General features: G+C 62.2%; 21 protein-coding genes. 8 read left to right on the top strand and 13 right to left on the bottom strand.

Features of this window, described 5'->3' with window-relative positions:
- Positions 1-10 precede the first annotated feature (10 nt).
- The 3 genes from LB524_RS06595 to LB524_RS06585 all read right to left on the bottom strand — a co-directional run bounded on the left by LB524_RS06595 (position 11) and on the right by LB524_RS06585 (position 2,687).
- On the bottom strand, positions 11-871 hold the full coding sequence (locus tag LB524_RS06595) for a C40 family peptidase (RefSeq protein ID WP_140614756.1): 861 nt from the start codon (positions 869-871) through the stop codon (positions 11-13).
- A gap of 29 nt (positions 872-900) precedes the next feature.
- On the bottom strand, positions 901-1,251 hold the full coding sequence (locus tag LB524_RS06590; protein ID WP_023773016.1) for a MarR family winged helix-turn-helix transcriptional regulator: 351 nt from the start codon (positions 1,249-1,251) through the stop codon (positions 901-903).
- Between the two features lie 71 nt (positions 1,252-1,322).
- Positions 1,323-2,687 (bottom strand): leucyl aminopeptidase family protein, encoded by a 1,365-nt coding sequence (locus LB524_RS06585; RefSeq protein WP_224524515.1) that lies wholly within the window; start codon positions 2,685-2,687, stop codon positions 1,323-1,325.
- Between the two features lie 126 nt (positions 2,688-2,813).
- Here LB524_RS06585 and LB524_RS06580 point away from each other — a divergent pair, with 126 nt between their 5' ends.
- On the top strand, positions 2,814-3,644 hold the full coding sequence (locus LB524_RS06580; RefSeq protein WP_140821731.1) for a tetratricopeptide repeat protein: 831 nt from the start codon (positions 2,814-2,816) through the stop codon (positions 3,642-3,644).
- Between the two features lie 89 nt (positions 3,645-3,733).
- Here LB524_RS06580 and LB524_RS06575 read toward each other — a convergent pair whose 3' ends face one another.
- The 9 genes from LB524_RS06575 to LB524_RS06535 form a co-directional block, all read right to left on the bottom strand.
- Positions 3,734-4,750 carry a type II secretion system F family protein gene (locus LB524_RS06575; protein ID WP_015319327.1) on the bottom strand — a complete coding sequence of 339 codons (1,017 nt, stop codon included), beginning with the start codon at positions 4,748-4,750 and terminating at the stop codon, positions 3,734-3,736.
- Positions 4,751-4,759: 9 nt separating this feature from the next.
- Complete coding sequence (locus LB524_RS06570) at positions 4,760-5,773, bottom strand: type II secretion system F family protein (protein ID WP_015319328.1); 1,014 nt, start codon at positions 5,771-5,773, stop codon at positions 4,760-4,762.
- A gap of 29 nt (positions 5,774-5,802) precedes the next feature.
- Entirely contained in the window at positions 5,803-7,314 is a 1,512-nt protein-coding gene (locus LB524_RS06565) for a CpaF family protein (protein WP_015319329.1), read from the bottom strand.
- Positions 7,315-7,337: 23 nt separating this feature from the next.
- A complete protein-coding gene (locus LB524_RS06560; protein WP_140787154.1) occupies positions 7,338-8,627 on the bottom strand; it encodes a CpaE family protein in 1,290 nt (429 codons plus the stop codon).
- Positions 8,628-8,674: 47 nt separating this feature from the next.
- A complete protein-coding gene (locus LB524_RS06555) occupies positions 8,675-9,406 on the bottom strand; it encodes a CpaD family pilus assembly protein (RefSeq protein WP_224524512.1) in 732 nt (243 codons plus the stop codon).
- Between the two features lie 14 nt (positions 9,407-9,420).
- A complete protein-coding gene (locus LB524_RS06550; RefSeq protein ID WP_224524509.1) occupies positions 9,421-10,935 on the bottom strand; it encodes a type II and III secretion system protein family protein in 1,515 nt (504 codons plus the stop codon).
- Positions 10,932-11,741 carry a Flp pilus assembly protein CpaB gene (cpaB, locus tag LB524_RS06545; protein WP_140614762.1) on the bottom strand — a complete coding sequence of 270 codons (810 nt, stop codon included), beginning with the start codon at positions 11,739-11,741 and terminating at the stop codon, positions 10,932-10,934. The genes LB524_RS06550 and cpaB overlap by 4 nt, the downstream gene beginning before the upstream one ends.
- A gap of 210 nt (positions 11,742-11,951) precedes the next feature.
- On the bottom strand, positions 11,952-12,470 hold the full coding sequence (locus LB524_RS06540) for a prepilin peptidase (protein ID WP_015319334.1): 519 nt from the start codon (positions 12,468-12,470) through the stop codon (positions 11,952-11,954).
- 146 nt (positions 12,471-12,616) lie between these two features.
- Positions 12,617-12,799, bottom strand: a complete 183-nt coding sequence (locus tag LB524_RS06535; protein ID WP_224524507.1) for a Flp family type IVb pilin — start codon at positions 12,797-12,799, stop codon at positions 12,617-12,619.
- A gap of 358 nt (positions 12,800-13,157) precedes the next feature.
- On the opposite strand from LB524_RS06535, the gene LB524_RS06530 reads away from it, so the two are divergent.
- The 3 genes from LB524_RS06530 to LB524_RS06520 all read left to right on the top strand — a co-directional run bounded on the left by LB524_RS06530 (position 13,158) and on the right by LB524_RS06520 (position 14,979).
- The gene (locus LB524_RS06530; protein ID WP_140660658.1) at positions 13,158-13,577 is read left to right on the top strand and encodes a pilus assembly protein N-terminal domain-containing protein; all 420 of its coding nucleotides are present in this window, start codon (positions 13,158-13,160) and stop codon (positions 13,575-13,577) included.
- A gap of 138 nt (positions 13,578-13,715) precedes the next feature.
- Positions 13,716-14,297: a TadE/TadG family type IV pilus assembly protein gene (locus LB524_RS06525; protein ID WP_015319337.1), complete on the top strand. Its 582-nt coding sequence runs from the start codon at positions 13,716-13,718 to the stop codon at positions 14,295-14,297.
- Between the two features lie 40 nt (positions 14,298-14,337).
- Positions 14,338-14,979, top strand: coding sequence for a TadE/TadG family type IV pilus assembly protein (locus LB524_RS06520; RefSeq protein ID WP_140660893.1), 642 nt, complete (start codon positions 14,338-14,340; stop codon positions 14,977-14,979).
- 5 nt (positions 14,980-14,984) lie between these two features.
- Here LB524_RS06520 and LB524_RS06515 read toward each other — a convergent pair whose 3' ends face one another.
- A complete protein-coding gene (locus LB524_RS06515) occupies positions 14,985-15,905 on the bottom strand; it encodes a phosphate/phosphite/phosphonate ABC transporter substrate-binding protein (RefSeq protein ID WP_224524504.1) in 921 nt (306 codons plus the stop codon).
- Positions 15,906-16,040: 135 nt separating this feature from the next.
- Here LB524_RS06515 and LB524_RS06510 point away from each other — a divergent pair, with 135 nt between their 5' ends.
- From LB524_RS06510 to rpsT, 4 genes are all read left to right on the top strand, one after another.
- Complete coding sequence (locus LB524_RS06510; protein ID WP_224524500.1) at positions 16,041-17,282, top strand: phosphopentomutase; 1,242 nt, start codon at positions 16,041-16,043, stop codon at positions 17,280-17,282.
- The gene (gene mutM, locus LB524_RS06505; RefSeq protein ID WP_224524497.1) at positions 17,275-18,165 is read left to right on the top strand and encodes a bifunctional DNA-formamidopyrimidine glycosylase/DNA-(apurinic or apyrimidinic site) lyase; all 891 of its coding nucleotides are present in this window, start codon (positions 17,275-17,277) and stop codon (positions 18,163-18,165) included. The genes LB524_RS06510 and mutM overlap by 8 nt, the downstream gene beginning before the upstream one ends.
- Positions 18,166-18,198: 33 nt before the next feature.
- A complete protein-coding gene (locus LB524_RS06500) occupies positions 18,199-18,972 on the top strand; it encodes an enoyl-CoA hydratase (protein WP_140714030.1) in 774 nt (257 codons plus the stop codon).
- Between the two features lie 179 nt (positions 18,973-19,151).
- Positions 19,152-19,418 carry a 30S ribosomal protein S20 gene (gene rpsT, locus LB524_RS06495; RefSeq protein ID WP_015319343.1) on the top strand — a complete coding sequence of 89 codons (267 nt, stop codon included), beginning with the start codon at positions 19,152-19,154 and terminating at the stop codon, positions 19,416-19,418.
- Positions 19,419-19,990: the final 572 nt, after the last annotated feature.

Genomic DNA, 19,990 nt, shown 5'->3' with positions numbered 1-19,990 from the left:
CGAAAAAGCCTTACGGGCGCCGGAACCCTGTAGGCCCGCCATAGAGATAGCCGATGCGGGCGATGGCTTCCTTCAGCCCTTCGCGCGACACAAGCATGGTGTGGCCGTTGGCGTGGATCATGGTTTCGGCGTCGGTCATGATGGCGACATGCCCTTTCCAGAACACCAGGTCACCACGTCGCAGCCCCGAAAAATCAGGGCCCGGCCCGAGCGGCTCGCCGATCGAGGCGGCCTGCATGTCGGAATCGCGCAGCACATTCTTGCCGGCCATGCGCATGGCCAGTTGCACCAGGCCGGAGCAATCGATGCCGAAGCCGGAAACACCGCCCCATAGATAGGGCGTGCCGAGAAATGTCTCGGCCACGGACACATAGTCGCCGGCCACTTCGCCGATCGGCTGCAAATGGCCAGCGATCACGGCTTTACCGGAGGGCAGCAACGCATAGTGCGTACCCCGTGTTTCAGCGGCACCCGTAACGGTTACGGTCGATCCCATGGACAATTGCCCGGCAATCGGAAAGCGCAGGTCCGGACCGGGATAAAGAAACGTGCGTGGCACCGAAACGATATGAGTGGACGCATGGTCGCGCCCGCCCAGCATGGCAGCGGCGACATAGCCGACATAGCCATCGCGTTCGCCCTGGACCCAGGCCCAGCCTTCGGTTTGCTCGAAGACGAGGACATCGTCGCCGAAGAGGAACTGCGTGTTGATGCCGGCGTCGGGCCGCGGCCCCTTGCGCAGATCGGCCACCGAGGCGGCAATCCGCGCAGGCCGGCCGGCGACGAAACGGTCGGCCGTCACCTCGCCCTTCAGCCGCGCATCGGCAAGATCGGAGCGAAAGGCGTGGAGGCGGGCGTCCCTGGCAGTCAAATCGTCAAATCCGGTCAAATGGAAATCGGTTACATCGGCAGTTCGTGGGCCTTGGCGATGATACCATCTCCGAAGCGCTCGACAAAGAGCGCGCCTTCGACGGTGCGCTTGATCAGGACGTTGCGCTTGTCGAGCTCGTCGCGATGGCGCGACACTAGTTTCAGCGCGCCCATCGTGTCGAGCGCGCGCGTGATGACCGGCTTGGTGACGTTGAGGCGGGCGGCGAGCCCGCGCACGGTGTGCGGCGGCGGATCGAGGTAGATGGTGAACAGGATCGCCGTCTGACGCATGGTGAGATCAGGCGCGTCCTCGCGCACCTGCGACAGCATCACTTGCTGCCACAGTCGCAGGGCCTGGCTCGGGCGCATCGCAATCGACATCGCGCCAGCATGACGGCAAATTGTTTCGGTTCCGTTTCAGTTCTCGAAATCGCCGACTCTGCTTGCGGCAATCAGCCATAGCGCGTCGAGATGATCCGCTCCAGCGCCCGGATGCCCTGCGCCTCACCGCCGGCCGGGCCATGCGGGCGATCGGCGGGGTTCCAGGCGAAGATGTCGAAATGCGCCCAGCTTGCCGTCTTCTCGACGAAGCGCTTGAGGAACAGCGCCGCGGTGATCGAACCGGCGAAACCATCTGATGTGACATTGTTGATGTCGGCTATCTTCGACGACAGTTTCGCGTCGTAAGGCCGCCATAGCGGCATGCGCCACAGCGGATCCTCGACCGCCAGCGACGCCGCCGCCAGCTCCGAGGCAAGCGCCTCGTCATCGGTGTAGAAGGGCGGCAGGTCGGGGCCAAGCGCAACGCGGGCGGCGCCGGTCAGCGTCGCCATGTCGATGAGAAGCTGCGGCTCCTCGTCGTCGGCCAGCGCCAGCGCGTCCCCCAGCACCAGCCTACCCTCGGCGTCCGTGTTGCCGATCTCGACCGTGATGCCCTTGCGGCTCGCCAGCACGTCTCCCGGGCGGAAAGCGTTGCTGGCGATCGAATTCTCGACCGCGGGGATCAGCACGCGCAGCCGCACATTGAGCCCGGCGGCCATGATCATCGAGGCCAGGCCCAGCACATTGGCGGCGCCACCCATGTCCTTCTTCATCAACAGCATGCCCGATGACGGCTTGATGTCGAGCCCGCCCGTGTCGAAGCAGACGCCCTTGCCGACCAGCGTCACCTTCGGCGCGCCCTGCCGCCCCCAGGTCATGTCGATCAGACGCGGGGCATCGGACGAAGCGCGGCCGACGGCATGGATCATCGGGAAGTTCTGTGCGAGCAGGTCGTCGCCCTTGATGACCGAGACTTCGGCCTTGTGAGCCCCAGCCAGGATCCGCACCGCCTTCTCCAGATCGTCCGGTCCCATATCGTTGGTCGGTGTGTTGACCAGGTCGCGCGTCAGGAAAACACCATCGACGACGCGGCGAACGCGCTGCGCATCGACACCGGCCGGCAGCTCGAAGCGCAGCGCCTTGCCCGGTTTCTTGCCGTAGCGGGCAAAGACATAACCGCCGAGCACGATTGCAAGAGCCGCCAATTCTGGCTCCGCGGGCATGGAGGCAAAATGCCAATCGCCCTCCGGCAAGGTTTTCGCCAGCGCACCGACGGCAAGCGCGCCCTCGCCCTCACCGAGGCCGAACATGGCGCCGCCAAGCGCTCCGTTCTCGCCTGGCAGGACCAGCGTCCTGCCAGCCTCGCCGGAAAAGCCGTTTGCCTTGGCCCATGCGACAATAGACGGCGACAGACCGGCTGCCTCCAGCCCATCCCTGGCGACCAGATGGATTGGCAGCGGGTTCTTCGGCTTGCTCTCGACCAGTTCAACGGACATCAGATGTTTCTCCTGCCGAGTTTGCGAGTCGGCGCGTCTTAACCCTCCGTTAGGGTTAACAGAATATTTCTGCTGGAGGGAAGATGGCCACGCAATGGCCACGCATGAATGGAGGCCCAGGTGCCGATGCCGACCAACCGCACGATAGACATCCGGGGAAAACGGCTCATTACCACGGCATTCATGCTAGCGCTCGCGGCGGGCGTTGCCGGTTGCGCGACCGACAAACTCACCACAGGCTCGATCGGACGCACCAGCGGCAAGCCGCTGGAAACGATGTCGGCGGGAGAATTGCACAACGCCACGGCCGCACTTGGCCAATCCTACGCGAGGAACCCCAACGACAAGCGGATAGCGACCAATTTCGCGGCGGCGCTGCAGATGGACGGCGATGCCGACCAGTCGCTTGCCGTGATGCGCAAGCTGGCGATCGCCTACCCCAAGGACCGCGAAGTTCTCGCCGCCTATGGCAAGGCATTGGCCGCCAATGGCCAGCTCGAGGCAGCGCTCGACGCCGTGCGCCGCGCACAAACGCCGGAATACCCCGACTGGAGGCTGGTGTCGGCGGAGGCGGCCATCCTCGATCAGGTCGGCCAGAAGGACGAAGCGCGCCAACTCTACCGCAAGGCGCTTGAACTCAAGCCGAACGAGCCATCGATCCTTTCCAATCTCGGCATGTCCTATGTGCTGGAAGGGGATCTGCGCACCGCCGAGACCTATATGCGCTCTGCCGCCCAGCAGCCGAATGCCGACAGCCGGGTGCGTCAGAACCTGGCGCTTGTTGTCGGGCTGCAAGGTCGCTTCGATGAAGCCGAGAAGATCGCCTCGCAAGAACTTTCCCCCGAACAGGCGCAGGCCAACGTCGCCTATCTCCGGCAGATGCTGGCCCAGCAGAACGCCTGGAGCCAGCTCAAGGATCAGGACAAGGCGAAAACGGCGAAAACCGCCACCAACTGATCGTCGCGCGCGGCGCCCGATCGCGCCAAACGAAAGAGCCGCGTGGCATTTTCCGCGCGGCTCTTTCGCTTTGGATTGTGCGGATTCGCCTACTGGGTGCCGTTGCTTTGCGACTGGCCGAAGATGCCGCGCTGGCTGACCTGGATGCCGGCAGGACCCAGGATGATGGCGAACAGCACCGGCAGGAAGAACAGGATCATCGGCACGGTGAGCTTGGGCGGCAGCGCGGCGGCCTTCTTCTCGGCCGCGTTCATGCGCATGTCGCGGCTTTCCGCGGCAAGCACACGCAGTGCGAGCGCCACTGGCGTGCCGTAGCGCTCGGCCTGGACGAGCGCCTGTGACACGGACCTGACCGATTCCAAGCCGGTACGGCTCGCAAGATTCTCGTAAGCCTGCTTACGTTCCTGCAGGTATGAGAGCTCGGCGTTGGTCAGGATGAATTCTTCCGCCAGGGCCACCGATTGCGCGCCGATCTCGTCGGCGACTTTGCGCAGGCCGGCTTCCACCGACATGCCGGATTCCACGCAGATCAGCATCAGGTCGAGCGCATCCGGCCACGCCAGCTGGATCGACTGCTTGCGCTTGGTCGCGCGGTTGTTGACGTAGAGGACCGGCGCATAGAAGCCGCCATAGGCAACGAGGATGCAGACGAAAAGCCGGATCACCAATGGCTTGTCGGGCAACCCTCCGAGCACGAAAATATAGAACAGACCCAGCGCGAAACCGACAAAAGGAAGCACCAGACGGAAGAACAGAAATCGCGTTAGCGGATTTTGCCCGCGAAAGCCGGCGACCTTCAGCTTTTGCAAGGTGGACTCGTCGGCCAACGCACGGCGCAGATCGAGCCGGTCGACAATGTTGCGCATACCGACCGACTGCTGCTCGCGCAGGCCCTTGCGGCGGCGATCGGCCTCGTTCGCAAGCCGCGCGCGCTGCTTGGCGCGAAGCTCGTCACGCTCCAGCGCGACCGACTTCATGCGCGCCTTGAGCTGGTTTCCGCCAAGGGCCGGCAGCAGCGTAAAAACGGTTGCGAACACGGCGACAGCGACCAGCATCGCAATCAGGAGGCTGGGATCCGTCAGTGATTTGATGACTTGTTCGGTCATGCCACGGCCCTAGACTTCAAAATTCATCATCTTGCGCATCACGAAGATGCCGATCGACATCCAGATGCCGGAAACACCGAGGATCAGATGGCCGACGCTGGTCGTGAACAGCGGCATCAGGTAGTTGGGACTGGAGAGATAGACGAGAAAGGCAACGATGAAAGGCAAGGCGCCGATGATGGCGGCGGATGCTTTCGCCTCCATCGACAGGGCCGCGACCTTGGCCTTCATCTTCTTGCGGTCGCGCAAGACGCGCGAAAGATTGCCTAGCGCTTCGGAGAGATTGCCACCGGCTTGCGACTGGATCTGGATGACGATGCCGAAGAAGCTCGCCTCGGTGCATGGCATGGTTTCGGGCATGCGCAAGGTGGCGTCGGGGATCGACAGGCCCATCTGCTGCGAATCGACGATGCGGCGAAACTCGGTCTTGACCGGTTCAGGGGATTCGTTGGCGATCAGGCGTATGGCATCGTTCAGCGGCAGGCCGGACTTGACCGCCCGCACGATGACGTCGAGCGCGTTTGGAAATTCGTTGAGGAATGACTTGACGCGCCGGCTACGACGAAAAGAAACGAACCAACGCGGCAGGCCAAGCGCTCCGGCGAGCAGCACACCGGGCAAGACAATCATCGGCGCACCGGCCACGAACGCGACCACCGTCAGCGCGAGACCGCAGATGGCCGAATAGATATAGAAACGTTCGATCGACACCTTCATCCCAGCCTGGCGAAGCTGCGCTTTCAGCGGCGGCTTCTTGACGGCGATGTCCTTGGATTTCTGCTTTTCGTCGAGATCCTTCAGTGAATCCTGCACCGATTTGCGGCGCTTGGCGGCGTCGGCCGCCCGGTCGCGGGTGGCCTTGACGACGGAACGGTCCGTCTCGGCGGCCTTGATCGTTTCCAGCCGCCTGCCGGCCTGTTTCTCGTTGCTGATCTGGTTGAACAGAAATACATAGGCGACCGCGCCGGCGCTGAAGCCGGCGAGTACGACAAACGCCAGTACGGTGCCGTCAATTCCAAACATCGACCAGAACCTTCACGCCTGTGAGTGCGTCAGTCAGCACGTTTCTCCATGGCCTCGAGCGCTATTGCGAGGCGCTGCTCTTCGCCGTAGTAGCGCGCGCGTTCCCAGAAATGCGGGCGGCCGATGCCGGTCGAGACGTGTTCTCCCAGCAGCCTGCCGTTGGCGTCCTCGCCCTTGATGTTGTAGAGGACGATATCCTGGGTGATGACGACGTCGCCCTCCATCCCGATCACTTCGGTGATATGGGTGATGCGGCGCGATCCATCGCGCAGGCGTGCCGCCTGGATGATGACGTCGATGGAGCCGACGACGATTTCGCGCACGGTTTTCTGCGGCAGCGAATAGCCGCCCATGGCGATCATGGATTCGATACGGTTCAGGCATTCGCGCGGGCTGTTGGAGTGGATCGTGCCCATCGAGCCGTCATGGCCCGTGTTCATCGCCTGAAGAAGGTCGAAGACCTCGGGTCCGCGCACTTCGCCGACGATGATGCGTTCAGGCCGCATGCGCAGGCAATTCTTGACCAGGTCGCGCATCGTCACCTCGCCCTCGCCCTCGAGATTGGGTGGACGCGTTTCCAGGCGCACGACATGCGGCTGCTGCAGCTGCAGTTCGGCCGAGTCCTCACAGGTGATGACGCGCTCGTCGCGGTCGATGTAGTTGGTCAGGCAGTTGAGCAATGTCGTCTTGCCGGAGCCGGTGCCGCCCGAGATGACGATGTTGCAACGGACACGGCCAATGATCTTGAGAACTTCTGCCCCTTGCGGAGAGATGGCGCCGAACTTGACCAGCTGATCGAGCGTCAGCTTGTCCTTCTTGAATTTGCGGATGGTGAGCGCGGTGCCATCGATAGCGAGCGGCGGCGCAATGACGTTGACGCGCGACCCGTCGGGAAGACGAGCGTCGCAGATCGGGCTGGATTCGTCGACGCGGCGGCCGACCTGGCTGACGATGCGCTGGCAGATGTTGAGAAGCTGCTGGTTATCGCGAAACCGAATGCCGGTCTGCTCGACCTTGCCGTTCACTTCGATGTAGACGTTCTTGGACCCGTTGACCATGATGTCGGCGATGTCGTCGCGCGCCAGCAACGGCTCGAGCGGCCCATAGCCAAGCACGTCATTGCAGATGTCCTCGAGCAGTTCTTCCTGCTCGGCGATCGACATCGCGAAGTTCTTGATCGCGATGATGTCGTTGACGATGTCGCGGATTTCCTCGCGCGCGCTTTCGGGGTCGAGCTTGGCGAGCTGCGACAGGTCGATCGTATCGATGAGAGCCGAGAACACCTGGCTCTTGGTGTCATAGTAGGTTTCGCTCTTTTCGCGGCCCCTCCTCGGTTCCGGCGCCATGGGTGGCGCTTCGACCGCGCGCCTGGCCGGCGGCGCGACAGGTGCGCTCGGCTGAGGCGTGGCCGCGGGCCGGGCAAGCACCGCGGTGTCGGCCGGACCCGCGGCGGCCGGCGCAATCGTAGCCGGTGCCGATGCCGGCTGGCGGAATTCCGGCGTGAACCGGTTGCCGTCGTCGTTGCCTCTTTTACCGAACATGACCGACTACCGACCCCATTGCGTCACTTCTTGTTGCGCGAGAGCTTGCCGAGCAGACTGCCCAGGCCAGCTTTCTTCTTCGCCCGGATTTCGCTGCGGCCCGTCAGCACATGGGCAATCTCGTTGATCGTGGCCACAACCGGATTCTTGGCATCCATCTCGCCCAGCATGCGCCCGTTGTTTGCGGCATTGCCGAACAGCAGGGGATCAAAGCCGATGACCGACATTGGTGTCAGGCCGAGCGGTTCGGCGAAATCGGATGCCGAGATCTCGGGCCGCTTGGGCACGCCGGCCTGGTTGATGATCAATTTCGGCGGCGGGTCGTTCGGACGAAGCCGCTTCAACATGTCGACCAGGTTCTTGGTGTTGCGCAGATTGGCCAGTTCCGGAGTCGCCGTGATGACGATCTCGTCAGCCTTGACCAGCGTGTTCTTGGCCCATCCCGTCCAGACATGAGGAACATCGAGCACAAGCAGCGGCACGCTGCGCTGCGCGGTATCGACAAGTTGCGCGAAGGCATCGGGATCGAAGTCGTAGACGCGTTCCAGCGTCGAGGGCGCCGCAAGCAGCGACAGGTGCTCGGCGCATTGGGTCAACAGCCGGTCGAGATAGACTTCGTCTATGCGCTCGGGCGAGAACACCGCCTCGGCAATGCCCTGGGCCGGATCCTGGTCGAAATTGATGTTGGCGGTGCCGAAGGCGAGATCGAGGTCGGCGACAACGACCTCGGATTTGAACAGCGAGGACATTGCCCAGGCGACGTTGTGGGCGATCGTGGAAGAGCCGACGCCACCCTTGGCGCCGACGAAGGCGACGGTGCGGCCGAGCGGTTCGGCATCCGGATCGACGAAGATCGACGACACGACGCTGACAACGTCGGCCATCGACACCGGCGCGATGACATATTCGGAGATGCCGGAACGGATGAGTTCGCGATAAAGGCCGACATCATTGTAGTGACCGATCACCACCACTTTCGAGGATGGATCGCAGTATTCCGAAAGCTGGGCGAGCTGCTCCAGCAATTGCTTGGGTTCGCTGCGCGATTCCAGCAGGATCAGGTTCGGTGTCGGCGCCGACTGGTAGAATTCGATTGCGGTGGCGACGCCGCCCATATGGACCTTGAGATGCGCCTTGGTCATGCGACGGTCCTCCCCGGCGCGCTGGACCGGATTGGCTACGCCCTCGGTCTCGCAGAATGCTTGGATCGAAATGCGCGGAACCGGCCGCAACGCCTGCATCGCGGCGACGTCCTGCGGCGAGGTATCGCCGCCCTCGACGGTGGCGTCATAGGCAAGGCTGCTCATGGTCATGCTCTTTCCGTGGCCTGTTCCTGGCGTCGCTTCTTTCCGAAGGCGGCTTAGTAAGTCACTTCCGAGTTGCCGAGGAATTCATCCGAAATGCCCCTGTCTTGGTAGACACCGATGGCTTTGCTGCGATTTGCCGCATCAATGGTGGTAGACTTGCGCGGCCCGAGAAGGTCGGCCGGATTGGCCATCTGGGCGGCCAGATTGTTCTGATAGGAGCAGCCGAAATCGGCGTAGTGCTTGTTTTCCGACGTTTCCACTAGGTCATCGGGCCAACGTCCGCATTTGTCGGTCTGTGCCCTCACCGCGATATAGGAGACGCGGACCGGGGCTGATGCCTCGCTCGATCCAGCCTGATAGGAGACCACGACGATCCGGTTGCGCTCGATACCGGCGGCGGCCGCGAGCCGGGCGAAATCACGGCCGGCCGCCGTGGCGGCAAGCTCGTTGGCGGATCCGCTTGGAACCTGGATCGTCAATGTCGGAGCGGCAGACTTGTCGTAGCCGTCGAGGAACCCCAGAAGCGTGTCGCGTTGCGCGCCGGTCATGCCACGGTCACCGGCGCCAACGGGAAGATCGATCTTCTGGTTCTTCTCCGCGATGACGATCGGATGATTGGTGCGATAGTCGTCGGGGATGGCGCCGACGGTAACGCTGTCGCGGTGGGCGCAACCGGCCAGGAGAGCCGTCAACGCTGCCGCGAGGATCGGAAGGACCCGCAGGCCTTTTCGAGAACGGCCGGAGCGCATTGCCATGGTCTTTGCCTTCAATACTGACTGAGACATGTCCGCTTTCCCGTTCACTTGTAGATGAAGCCGACAACGCCATGATAGCGGCCGTTGGGCCTGTCGGTCTGCATGGTGCCGTAGACGCGATTGACACGCCCAAGGAACATGCCGGCCCCGTCGCTTGGAGGGTTGAAATTGTCGTCCGGCTTGGCGAGTTCATTGCGCGCCACCGGCTTCACCAGATAGGGCGTAATGATGATGACGAGCTCGGTCTCGTTGCGCACGAAATCCCTGCTGCGGAAGAGCGCGCCGAGCACCGGGATCTTTGTCAGTCCAGGCAAGCCGTTGACGGCTTGCCTGACATCGTCGCGAACAAGGCCGGCGATCATCATGGAGCCGCCGGAGGGCAGTTCCACCGTCGTATCGGCAAGACGCTTGCGCAGAGACAGGACATTCGTGCCGGGACCTGTCACACCCGAGGACAGCGAAACGGACCCTTCGGTGGTCGGCTCGGAAACCGACGTTCTGACTTTCAGGCTGATGCGACCGGGAGACAGCACCACCGGCTGGAACTCCAGGCCGATGCCATATTCGATCTTGTCGATGGTATAGTTCTTCAGGCCAGTCTGGTTGTCGGTCGACACGTTCGCCGTGACGCCGCTCACCATGTTGTATTCACCGCCGACCTTGAAGGTTGCCTTCTCGCCGGATACGGCAGTCAAGGTGGGCTCGGCCAAGGTCTTCATGACCCCGGACTGCTCCATGGCATTGACATAGGCTTGCAGCCCCGAGGCGCCTATATTGAACCCCGAATTCGACAGCTGCTTACCGAGTCCGGTGAAATTGTCGCTAATCGCTCCATAGCTGATGCCGTTGCTGCCGCCACTGCCGACCATATTGACGCCGAGCTGCTTCATCACGGAACGGCTGACTTCGGCCACCGTCACCTTCAGCGTGACCTGATCATCTCCGATGATCTGCAGCAGATTGACGATCTGGCTGACGCGGCGCTCCTGGTCCGGATTGTTGATGTCGACACCGCTCTGGGCCGAGCCGCCAGCGGCGGTCTGCGAATATTGTCCCGTCGTCGCTTCACCGCCGGACACAAACATATTTGCCAGCTGTTCGGCACGCTTGGCATCCAAGGGGGTATCCACGGTGCCGGTCAGAACCACGTTGTCGTTGAGCAGTTCCACTTTGACGGCGGAGGTCGGAAGGAAGCGCTTGATATAGTCTTCCAGGCCGGCGACGTCGCGCTCGATGGCCAGGTCCAGGCTGGCGATCTGTTCGCCGTTCGGTCCAAAGACGAAGATGTTGGTTTCGCCGACCGACTTGCCAAAGAGATAGATACGCCTTGCGGTACGGGTCACGGCGTCGGCAACGGAGGGATTGGCGACAAGAATGTCATAGGCATCGCTCGGCAGGTCGATGACCACCGACTTGTTGAGGCCAAGCTTGACGCGCTGGGTGGCTGTCGTGGCCGACACCTGCGTGCTCTTCGCCTCGACGCCCTGCACATTCGCTCCGACGAGCAGCAGGCCGAATGCCATGGCTACGATTGCCGGCAGTTTAGCGCTTAGCCTCATTTCCTTGCCCCTACCTCGGAGACTTCGCCCGACTTGATCAGCCTCACCGTTCCCCTGCGACCATTGCCGGAAACGAGATAGTCGGCCTCGTCCACATTCTTTTCCTGGGTGTCCGTGATCGCCCGCAGCGCCAGCGTCAGGCGATCCGCCATCTGCTGGGCAACGGTGATGATCTCCGCCTGTTTGGGTGTCAGCTCCAGCGTGGCGGTCTGGCCTACCCTGGTCTTCTTGCCTTCCTCGTCTTCCTGGATGGTCTGATCGATTGCCAGGACGCGGATATTCTTCAGGATGGTCTCGGTGCTGAAGCCGGCCCCGGTGTTGGCATCGGCCCTGCGGGTCATGATGACGTCGACGAAATCGTTTGGAAGAATGAAGCCGCCGGCCGAGGTGTCGGCCGATATGGTCGTGGCGACCGCCCGCATGCCGGAAGGCAGGATGGACGACATGAAGCTTTGCCCCTCGCCGATCAGCTTGGAGCGCCGCACGGGCTCGCCCGCATACATCGGCACACGGGCAATCGACCCTTTCAGCTTCTCCAGGGCATCGGGAGCGGTGGCCTTGGTGATGAAATTCGCGTTGATGCCGTCAGCGGGCCAGGATTGCCAGGCGATGCTGTTCTGGAGCGCGTTGCCCATCGCGACATCACCCGAAAGCACGAGCACATCCTGCAGGGATACCGCCGGGGCCTGGGGGCCAGAATCGACGACGATCTGAGGCGGCGGAGCGACCATGTTTTTTGCGACATAGCCAGCACCGCCCGCCGCGGCCACCGCCACGCTCAGAATAATCAATCGGGATGCTGGCATCTGTCCGAACCCTCGCCCTTGGCAAACCACCTAGCCAAGCCGGACTTTGCAGCGGCAATCGTCAAAACAAGGTTAATGCAATGCTTACGATCGTGATTAATTTAAGGTTTACATAAATTGGATGGATCGCGCCGAGATGCGTGGAAATGCTGGGCCGCCGCTCCGCAAGACGGCTTGCAAGGCATGCCAGCCGACGAAAAATTGATGAATTCAGTTCGCCAGCCTTGCCAGCGCCCATACCATCATGGGGGAATCGGGGAAGGTCAGCAGTCCGCCCAGGCCGAGCGCGATCCCATAGGGAACACCGGCCGACTCTTCGGCGAAATGACGCAGGAATGGATTGCGGCCGGTGAAAACCGCCAGCGTCGACTTCCGGTAAAGCAGGATGGCGATTGTCAGAAGGCCGCCGATGAATGTCGAGACGACAAGATATTCGACGAGATGCACGTTGAGCCCCATCCACACGGCCGTGGCGGCCAGCAGTTTGGCGTCGCCGCCGCCCATGCCACCCAAGGCGAACAGGCCGAACGTCACGGCAAGGACGATGGCGCCGGCGGCGAAATGTCCGCCATAGGCTGCCCAGTCCATGCCCGTCAGCGGCGCCACCAGCGCGAAGACGACGACAAGCAGAACCGGCACGCGATTGGCGATCGTCATCGACAGCATGTCGGAGATCGCGGCAAACAGCATGCAGAACGGGAAGACGACGAAGATCAGGGCTTCAAGCATCGGGTTCATTCCGAATTCCATGCCTCAACATAGCCTGGTTCGACTAATTGATGAGGCAGGATTGAAAGGTCGAGGGACCGCCAGCGAAAAGGGCCACCAAGTGGCGGCCCCTTCCATAATGATCCAGGTGCTCTGCTAAAAGCCGATCAGCTGCCGCTGGGCGCGTTGGTCACCGCGGTGCTAATTGCGGTGAATTTAGTGTTCAGTGCATTGCCGAGCGCGCCTGCGCCGGTGATGATGGCGAGCGCGATGAGAGCGGCGATCAGACCATATTCGATGGCGGTCGCGCCGGATTCGTCTTTCACGAAACGTGCGATGAGATTAGACATTCGAGAGCTCCTACTCCACGTGTTACAGCACTTCCGTCAACTTCTGTGATGGTTGATCGGATGCTGCAAATCTAGGGAGAAGCTCTTTCGATCGGCTTAATAAACAGCCTTACCGATTCCTTTCCCGGCTAGAACATGTTGCGTGGTTAACTCCACACTAAGCGCTGGCTAATGTTCTGTTTTGCAGGTCGACGCCGCAAACGGCAAGGGCTTGGGCAGGCTTGCGACGCCTGCACGAGTCCGATGGTGCGCTCGGCCATGCCGACCGCCATATCCGGGCGCAACAAGTCAACTTAACCGTTGGTTCACCAATCTCGTTCATGTTCTGTTGAACAGTCCGCTTGCGTGGAGCGCCGTGATGGCCGTGCCGAGATCCTCAATTCTGATTGCCGTGCTTCTTGCCGCCAGCTTGACCGCGCCCGCCAGGGCCGGCGCCGGGATCGAGGTCACCATGAACCAGGCCAAGATCGTGAAATTGTCGCGCCCCGCCGATACGATCGTCGTGGGCAACCCGGCAATCGCCGACGCCTCCGTCCAGGATGCCTCGACGATCGTGCTCACCGGCAAGGGTTTCGGTGTCACCAATCTCGTCGTTCTCGACCCAGAGGGCAGCCCGATCGTCGACGCACAGGTTACCGTGGTCCGCCAGGCGGCCTCGTCGGTTCGCATTTACCGGCGCGCGGAGGTCCAGACCATGTCGTGCACGCCCTATTGCGAAAGCTCCTACAAGAGCGACGCGGAGAAATCGTCCGAAGCCGAGATGAGCGTCAGCAAATAAGCCATGCGGGCCGTGCCAGCGCCCAGGTTACTGCCTGGTTAAAGCGCCTGCGCCGAGTTTAACGATCATTCAAACCGGACCTCAATTGGTTTGCACTAATACACCTGTCAGCACCGTCCAGGATGGCAGGAACATCGCATGAGCAAGGAAATCGGCTCGACAGATCAACGCAAGATCGAGCGCGCCAGGCCTTTCCAGCGCTTCGTGCGCGACCGGCGCGGCGCCACGGCGCTGGAGTTCGCGCTGCTTGCGATGCCGTTCGCGCTTCTCGTCTTCGCCATCCTCGAAAGCTGCATCTCGTTTGCCAGCCAGGAGGTGATGGCCAACATTACAGACGATGTCGCGCGCCGGCTGCGCACCGGCCAGTTGAGGGCCGCTGACGTCGCCGGAGACAATTTGAAGAACATGATCTGCGGCAAGCTGGAAATCATCGTTTCGCAGGATTGCCCCAATCAGTTGAGCGTCGATCTTCGCCAGTACACGGCTTTCGCCGACGCGGCCCAGGCCGGCTTCAGGATTCAGGGCGGTAACATCCAGCTGACGAATAGCGGCGCCGATGTGCCCTTTACCGTCACGGCGGGTGCGGCGGAGTCAAGGAACATGCTGCGGGTTTTCTACAAATGGCCCATCATGACCAACCTGATGGCGCAGTCGATGGGCGGCAACAAAACGCTGCATTTCGCTTCGGTGACCTGGCAGAACGAGCCGTTCGACAATTGAGACAATCACCGAAGCAACAACAAGAAAAAAGGCAGTGAATATGATGCGTGCGGGGGCACATCAGGGAATTGCTGGGCTCTGGGGCAAATCAATGCTCTGGGGCAAATCAATCCGGTTCTGGTCCAATCGTCGTGGCGTCGCGGCGGTCGAGTTCGCGCTTATCGCGCCTATCCTGCTGGTCATGTATTTCATGACCATGGAGGCTTCGCAGGCCATCGAGACGAGCAAGAAGGTCAGCCGTGTCGGCAGCATGGTCGCCGATCTCGTCACACAACAGCCGACCATCGCCAAAGTGGACCTCGATGCCATCATGAAGATCGGCACCTTGACCCTTCAACCCTATAACCGCTCCGTGCCGGACATCACCATCACGGCCATACAGGTCACCACCGATGCCACGCCGCAGGTCCTGGTGGTGTGGTCGCGCAAGGTGGTCAACGGTGTGAACGGCGTCGGAGCTACCGCCGGCACCGCCACCACGGTTCCGGCAAGCCTCAGGGTCCCCGGAACCTTCCTCGTCCGCGTCGACAGCACCCTGGCCTATAAGCCGATCATCAGCTGGACGACCGACAGCCAACAGAAGCTCGGGTTTGTCGAGACGCTCGCCAAAGGCATGACGATGGGCGAAACCTATTATCTGCGTCCCCGCAGAAGCGTCACGATCCCTTGCAGCGATTGCTGAAAGACTTATTGCCGCCCATCGACCGATACCATCCGCACGATGGCCTCCGCCGCCGCATAGTCCTTGGGAGCCACGGGCATGAAGCCGCCAGCATGCTTCGGCTCCAGAAGGTCGTAGACATCCGGCGTCGTCGATTTGAGGTTGGTGAGGAACACGGTCAGCCGACGCTTGGCTTCCGGATCGAGGTCGCCGCGCACCGCATGGGGACCGTATCTCAGCAGACCCGACGTCCACACGACCTGAAGGGCCGACGCCGAAAGGCCTGATGCCTCGAGCCTTGCCTGGGTGCCCCCGGGCGGTCGCGGCTGACCGTCGGCCGCTGCCTTCACCCAGCCGAACATGGCGTCGGCCTCGCCGCCGACGAGCATGGTTTCGGCCGCCGACGCCGACGGGGCATGGACAAGGAACGGTGCGTCTTCGGCTATCCTGACGTGTTCGGCGGCCAAGCCCGCCAGCGGCAAAAGCGAACCGCCGACGCTGTCCGGCGGCGGCATGGCGATCCGGCGGGTCTCCATGTCAGCCAGGCCGGGCAATTTGCCGTCCCTGGTCAGCAGTACCGAGCGGATGCCGGCCGCACCGTCTGAATCGATCGGAGCTACGAGCGGCTCGACGCATTCGCAGCGTTGCAGCGCCGTGGCGTAGGCGGTCGCCGAATAGATGGCGTATTCGATCCGCGCATTGGCCTGTGCCTCGATCAGTGCCGCGTAATCGCGGGCAACGACGAATTCCACCTTCATGCCGAGCGCATCGGTAAAGGCTTGCGTCAGCACGGCCAGCCCCGGAACGGTATTGCCGGCGCCGGGTTCGGCGACGATACCGATGCGAAATGTGCCGATATCGTCGCGCCAGTCTGCCCACGCCGGTCCACAACAGAACGCACCGTTCACAGCCATGAGGGCAGTCCATGTCTTGAGCGCAGCCTTCATGACAGGACCGCCTTGCCTCTTGTTTCGTCCATGGGCGCCCAACTGGTCGCGACACCTGATCTTTGCGCCTTCCGAATTGCCAAGGCCGCCATGGAACCCTATGTCTTGAGGTCCACACTGGCAACAAATGACCCGATGGCGCGTGCATTCCTCTTTGTCCTGGATTCCTTCGGCATCGGCGGCGCGGCCGACGCAGAACGCTATGGCGACGCCGGTGCAAACACGCTGGCGCACATCGCCGAAGCTTGCGCGGAAGGGCGCGCCGATCGCGACGGGCTTCGTCAGGGACCACTGTTCGTCCCCCACATGGCATCGCTGGGACTTGGCAAGGCGGCCGAGACGGCGACAGGACTGGGTTTTGCTCATTTCGGGACGGACCTGCTCGCCAATGCCTTCCATGGCGCGGCGCAGGAGATTTCGAGCGGCAAGGACACGCCTTCCGGCCACTGGGAGATCGCAGGCCTGCCAGTACGCTTCGACTGGGGTTATTTCCCGGATACGGTTCCCGCCTTTCCGGCCGACCTGACCGAGGCGATCATCCGCGAGGGCAAGGTTTCAGGCATCCTCGGCAATTGCCATGCGCCAGGCACCGAGATCATCGAGCGGTTCGGCGAGGACCACATCCGCACGGGCAAGCCGATCTGCTACACGTCGGTCGATTCCGTCCTGCAGATCGCCGCGCATGAGATCCATTTCGGCCTGGAGCGGCTCTATGAATTGTGCCAGGTGGTGCGCCGGCTGGTTGACCCGCTGAGGATCGGACGGGTGATCGCGCGCCCCTTCGTCGGCGAGACGTCAGCCACCTTCGAACGAACCTACAACCGCCACGACTACGCCGTGCCGCCACCCGAAGCGACATTGCTCGACCGGCTGACGGCGCGCGGCAGCCGCGTCATCGCCGTCGGCAAGATCGGCGACATCTTCGCCCATCGCGGGATTTCGCAGGTGCGCAAGGCGGCGGGCAACATGGCCATGTTCGACCAGGCGCTGGGCGCCATGGACGAGGCCGGCGACGGTGACCTCGTGTTCGCCAATTTCGTCGATTTCGACACCGAATTCGGCCATCGCCGCGACGTCGCCGGTTATGCCGCCGCACTCGAGGCCTTCGACCGGCGTCTGCCGGAGGCGTTTGCGAAGCTGAAGCAGGGCGACCTTCTCATCCTGACCGCCGACCACGGCAACGATCCGACCTGGCGCGGCACCGATCATACGCGCGAACGCATTCCGGTCATCGGCACTGGACCCGGCCTCAAAGGCGGCGACATAGGGCTGAGGGCGACATTCGCCGATATCGGCGAGACGGTTGCCGAACATCTGCGGCTGGCGCGCGGCCGTAACGGCACGTCCTTCCACGCCACGATTCGCGGTCATGCCTGAATTGCCCGAAGTCGAGACAGTCCGGCGCGGCCTGCAGCCGGTCATGGAAGGTGCTCATCTGGCCAAGGTCGAGATGAGACGACCCGATCTGCGCTTCCCCTTTCCCGAACGGTTCTCGGAGCGGCTGACAGGCAGGACGGTCACGGCGCTTGGCCGGCGCGCCAAATATCTGACCATGCATATGCAAGGTGGTCCGGTTCTGATCTGCCACCTCGGCATGTCGGGCTCCTTTCGCATCGAGACCGGCGACGACGACGAGACACCGGGCGTGTTCCATCATGAGCGTTCGAAGAGCGCGGCACACGATCATGTCGTGTTCCATGTCGTTTCCGCGGCCGGCGCGCGCTCCCGGGTGATCTTCAACGACCCGCGCCGCTTCGGTTTCATGCTGTTTGCGGAAGAGCCGCCGGAGACGCATCCGATGCTGGGCGGGCTGGGTGTCGAGCCCACCGGCAATGCGCTGGACGGCGGTCTGCTTGCCTCGCTGCTGAAAGGCCGCAGAGCGCCGCTCAAGGCAGCGCTTCTCGACCAGAGGCTGATCGCCGGCTTGGGCAATATATACGTCTCGGAGGCGCTCTGGCGCGCAGGGCTGTCACCCCTGCGCGAGGCAGGCACCATCGCCAAGCCAGGCAAGAAGGCCAGGGAACAAAGCGAAGGCCTCGCCGAGGCAATCCGTTCGGTCGTCGCGGACGCCATCGCGGCCGGCGGGTCTTCACTGCGCGACTATGTGCACACCGATGGGTCGCTGGGCTATTTCCAGCATTCCTTCGCCGTGTACGACCGCGAGGGTGAGCCTTGCCCCAAGCCCGGCTGCCGCGGCCATGTCGAACGTATCGTGCAGAGCGGACGCTCGACCTTCTATTGCCGGACCTGTCAGAGGTAGGCTAGACCGCCGTCGAGCGAGGAGAAGCAGCCCATGGACTATGAGACGATCATCACCGAGACGCGTGGCAAGGTCGGGCTGATCACGCTGAACCGGCCAAAGGCGCTCAATGCGTTGAATTCCCGGATCCTTGCTGAACTCGTCTCGGCCGTGAACGGTTTCTGCGCCGATCCTGGCATCGGCGCCGTGGTTGTTACCGGTTCCGACAAGGCCTTCGCCGCCGGTGCCGACATCAAGGAAATGCAGGCGATCTCCTACGCCGATGCCTACATCCAGGACTTCTTCGTTGGCTGGGAAGAGTTCACGCGGGCACGAAAGCCGATCATCGCGGCGGTGGCCGGCTATGCCCTGGGAGGCGGCTGCGAACTCGCCATGATGTGCGACTTCATTATTGCCGCCGATACGGCCAAATTCGGCCAGCCCGAGATCACGCTCGGTGTCATTCCCGGCATGGGCGGGTCGCAACGCCTGACCCGGTTCGTCGGCAAATCGAAAGCAATGGACATGTGCCTGACGGGACGGATGATGGATGCCGCCGAGGCCGAACGTTCGGGCCTGGTGTCGCGGGTCGTTCCGGCCGCCGAGCTGGTCGAAGAGGCCGTCAAGGCGGCGGCCAAAATCGCGGATTTCTCGCTGCCATCGGTGATGATGGCCAAGGAAGCGGTGAACCGGGCCTATGAGACGACGCTTGCCGAGGGATTGCGCTTCGAACGCCGCCTGTTCCACTCGCTTTTCGCGCTCGAAGACCAGAAGGAAGGGATGGCGGCGTTCGCCGAAAAGCGGAAGCCGAATTTCACCAACCGGTAGGGCGTGGCGGGCCAGCGTCTGAAACCCGTGGCATCGGCAAAAAGAACGCCCGTCGGCGTTGACGCGCCGGAAAAGCTGAACTATAAGCCGCACCAACCGAGGCGGCCCCGTGGCTGCCCGTTTGTTTTTTGCGCCCTGCGGCACGCCGCGTGCGCCGACCAGATCAGAAGAGAGGCATCATGGCCAACACATCCTCGGCCAAAAAGGCAACGCGCAAGATCGCCCGCCGCGCAGCGATCAACAAGAACCGCCGCTCGCGCGTCCGCACCTACGTCCGCCAGGTCGAGGAGGCACTCGCCTCCGGCGACAAGGCCGCCGCACAGGCCGCCTTCAAGGCAGCCGAGCCGGAATTGATGCGCGCCGCAACCAAGGGCGTGATGCACAAGAACACAGCGTCCCGCAAGGTGTCGCGCCTCGCCCAGCGCCTCAAGGTGCTGTCGGCCTGACATCGCCTTTTCAGGACGATCTTCTTCGAACCCGGCCGATCGCGCCGGGTTTTTTCGTTTGCCGGCAAGTACTTAAAAAGAATAGCCGCAGACAGCCCCAAGTGCAGATTCCCCAGTGCGAAATGATTTGCCGGCACATACATGCCCGCTGATGACCGGCACGCTTGAAAAGCGCCGACTGAAAAAACTACGCTCCGCACAAATAGCTATTTTTTTTCAAGCGGTTAGCGACAGTCATCCACAGCTTGTCCACAACGCGCCGAAGAGACGGGAGGACAACTGGCTGTCAAGTGAATTATTTCAGAAAATTTCGCGCCGGCCCGGCTTTTTCATATTCGTCGGAAAAGGGTTTGAATCCCAATGGCTTTGTCAAAATATGCCGCTGCGGCATGGCGCTCCAACCTGCCCGAGGTAACCAGATTCCTTAAAAATCCGTTAGACGTGGCCTTGCCCTATCCACAGCGATTTCGGTAATGTCGATCTATCGAACGGGACGGGCCTCTGGCCCTAACCCAGCCTTACGCGGCCAGCTTAAATTGGCGGGATTTGCGACGTGGATCAAGTCCGCGAAC

The sequence above is a fragment of the Mesorhizobium sp. ESP6-5 genome, from assembly GCF_020164695.1.
GTDB classification, from domain to species: Bacteria; Pseudomonadota; Alphaproteobacteria; order Rhizobiales; family Rhizobiaceae; genus Mesorhizobium; species Mesorhizobium australicum.
The sequence above is the reverse complement of the archived record's forward strand: the minus strand, read 5'-3'. Positions and strand labels throughout refer to the sequence as shown.

What these genes read in the sequence shown, in the direction of transcription:
- LB524_RS06585 (WP_224524515.1), bottom strand. Translation starts at nt 2,687, where the DNA reads ATGTCCGTTGAACTGGTCGAGAGCAAGCCGAAGAACCCGCTGCCAATC.
- LB524_RS06560 (WP_140787154.1), bottom strand. Translation starts at nt 8,627, where the DNA reads ATGACCATGAGCAGCCTTGCCTATGACGCCACCGTCGAGGGCGGCGAT.
- LB524_RS06550 (WP_224524509.1), bottom strand. Translation starts at nt 10,935, where the DNA reads ATGAGGCTAAGCGCTAAACTGCCGGCAATCGTAGCCATGGCATTCGGC.
- LB524_RS06575 (WP_015319327.1), bottom strand. Translation starts at nt 4,750, where the DNA reads ATGACCGAACAAGTCATCAAATCACTGACGGATCCCAGCCTCCTGATT.
- LB524_RS06520 (WP_140660893.1), top strand. Translation starts at nt 14,338, where the DNA reads ATGATGCGTGCGGGGGCACATCAGGGAATTGCTGGGCTCTGGGGCAAA.
- LB524_RS06570 (WP_015319328.1), bottom strand. Translation starts at nt 5,773, where the DNA reads ATGTTTGGAATTGACGGCACCGTACTGGCGTTTGTCGTACTCGCCGGC.
- LB524_RS06565 (WP_015319329.1), bottom strand. Translation starts at nt 7,314, where the DNA reads ATGTTCGGTAAAAGAGGCAACGACGACGGCAACCGGTTCACGCCGGAA.
- LB524_RS06555 (WP_224524512.1), bottom strand. Translation starts at nt 9,406, where the DNA reads ATGTCTCAGTCAGTATTGAAGGCAAAGACCATGGCAATGCGCTCCGGC.
- LB524_RS06515 (WP_224524504.1), bottom strand. Translation starts at nt 15,905, where the DNA reads ATGAAGGCTGCGCTCAAGACATGGACTGCCCTCATGGCTGTGAACGGT.
- LB524_RS06500 (WP_140714030.1), top strand. Translation starts at nt 18,199, where the DNA reads ATGGACTATGAGACGATCATCACCGAGACGCGTGGCAAGGTCGGGCTG.
- LB524_RS06530 (WP_140660658.1), top strand. Translation starts at nt 13,158, where the DNA reads ATGGCCGTGCCGAGATCCTCAATTCTGATTGCCGTGCTTCTTGCCGCC.
- LB524_RS06525 (WP_015319337.1), top strand. Translation starts at nt 13,716, where the DNA reads ATGAGCAAGGAAATCGGCTCGACAGATCAACGCAAGATCGAGCGCGCC.
- mutM (WP_224524497.1), top strand. Translation starts at nt 17,275, where the DNA reads ATGCCTGAATTGCCCGAAGTCGAGACAGTCCGGCGCGGCCTGCAGCCG.
- LB524_RS06535 (WP_224524507.1), bottom strand. Translation starts at nt 12,799, where the DNA reads ATGTCTAATCTCATCGCACGTTTCGTGAAAGACGAATCCGGCGCGACC.
- LB524_RS06540 (WP_015319334.1), bottom strand. Translation starts at nt 12,470, where the DNA reads ATGCTTGAAGCCCTGATCTTCGTCGTCTTCCCGTTCTGCATGCTGTTT.
- LB524_RS06580 (WP_140821731.1), top strand. Translation starts at nt 2,814, where the DNA reads ATGCCGACCAACCGCACGATAGACATCCGGGGAAAACGGCTCATTACC.
- rpsT (WP_015319343.1), top strand. Translation starts at nt 19,152, where the DNA reads ATGGCCAACACATCCTCGGCCAAAAAGGCAACGCGCAAGATCGCCCGC.
- LB524_RS06510 (WP_224524500.1), top strand. Translation starts at nt 16,041, where the DNA reads ATGGCGCGTGCATTCCTCTTTGTCCTGGATTCCTTCGGCATCGGCGGC.
- cpaB (WP_140614762.1), bottom strand. Translation starts at nt 11,741, where the DNA reads ATGCCAGCATCCCGATTGATTATTCTGAGCGTGGCGGTGGCCGCGGCG.
- LB524_RS06590 (WP_023773016.1), bottom strand. Translation starts at nt 1,251, where the DNA reads ATGTCGATTGCGATGCGCCCGAGCCAGGCCCTGCGACTGTGGCAGCAA.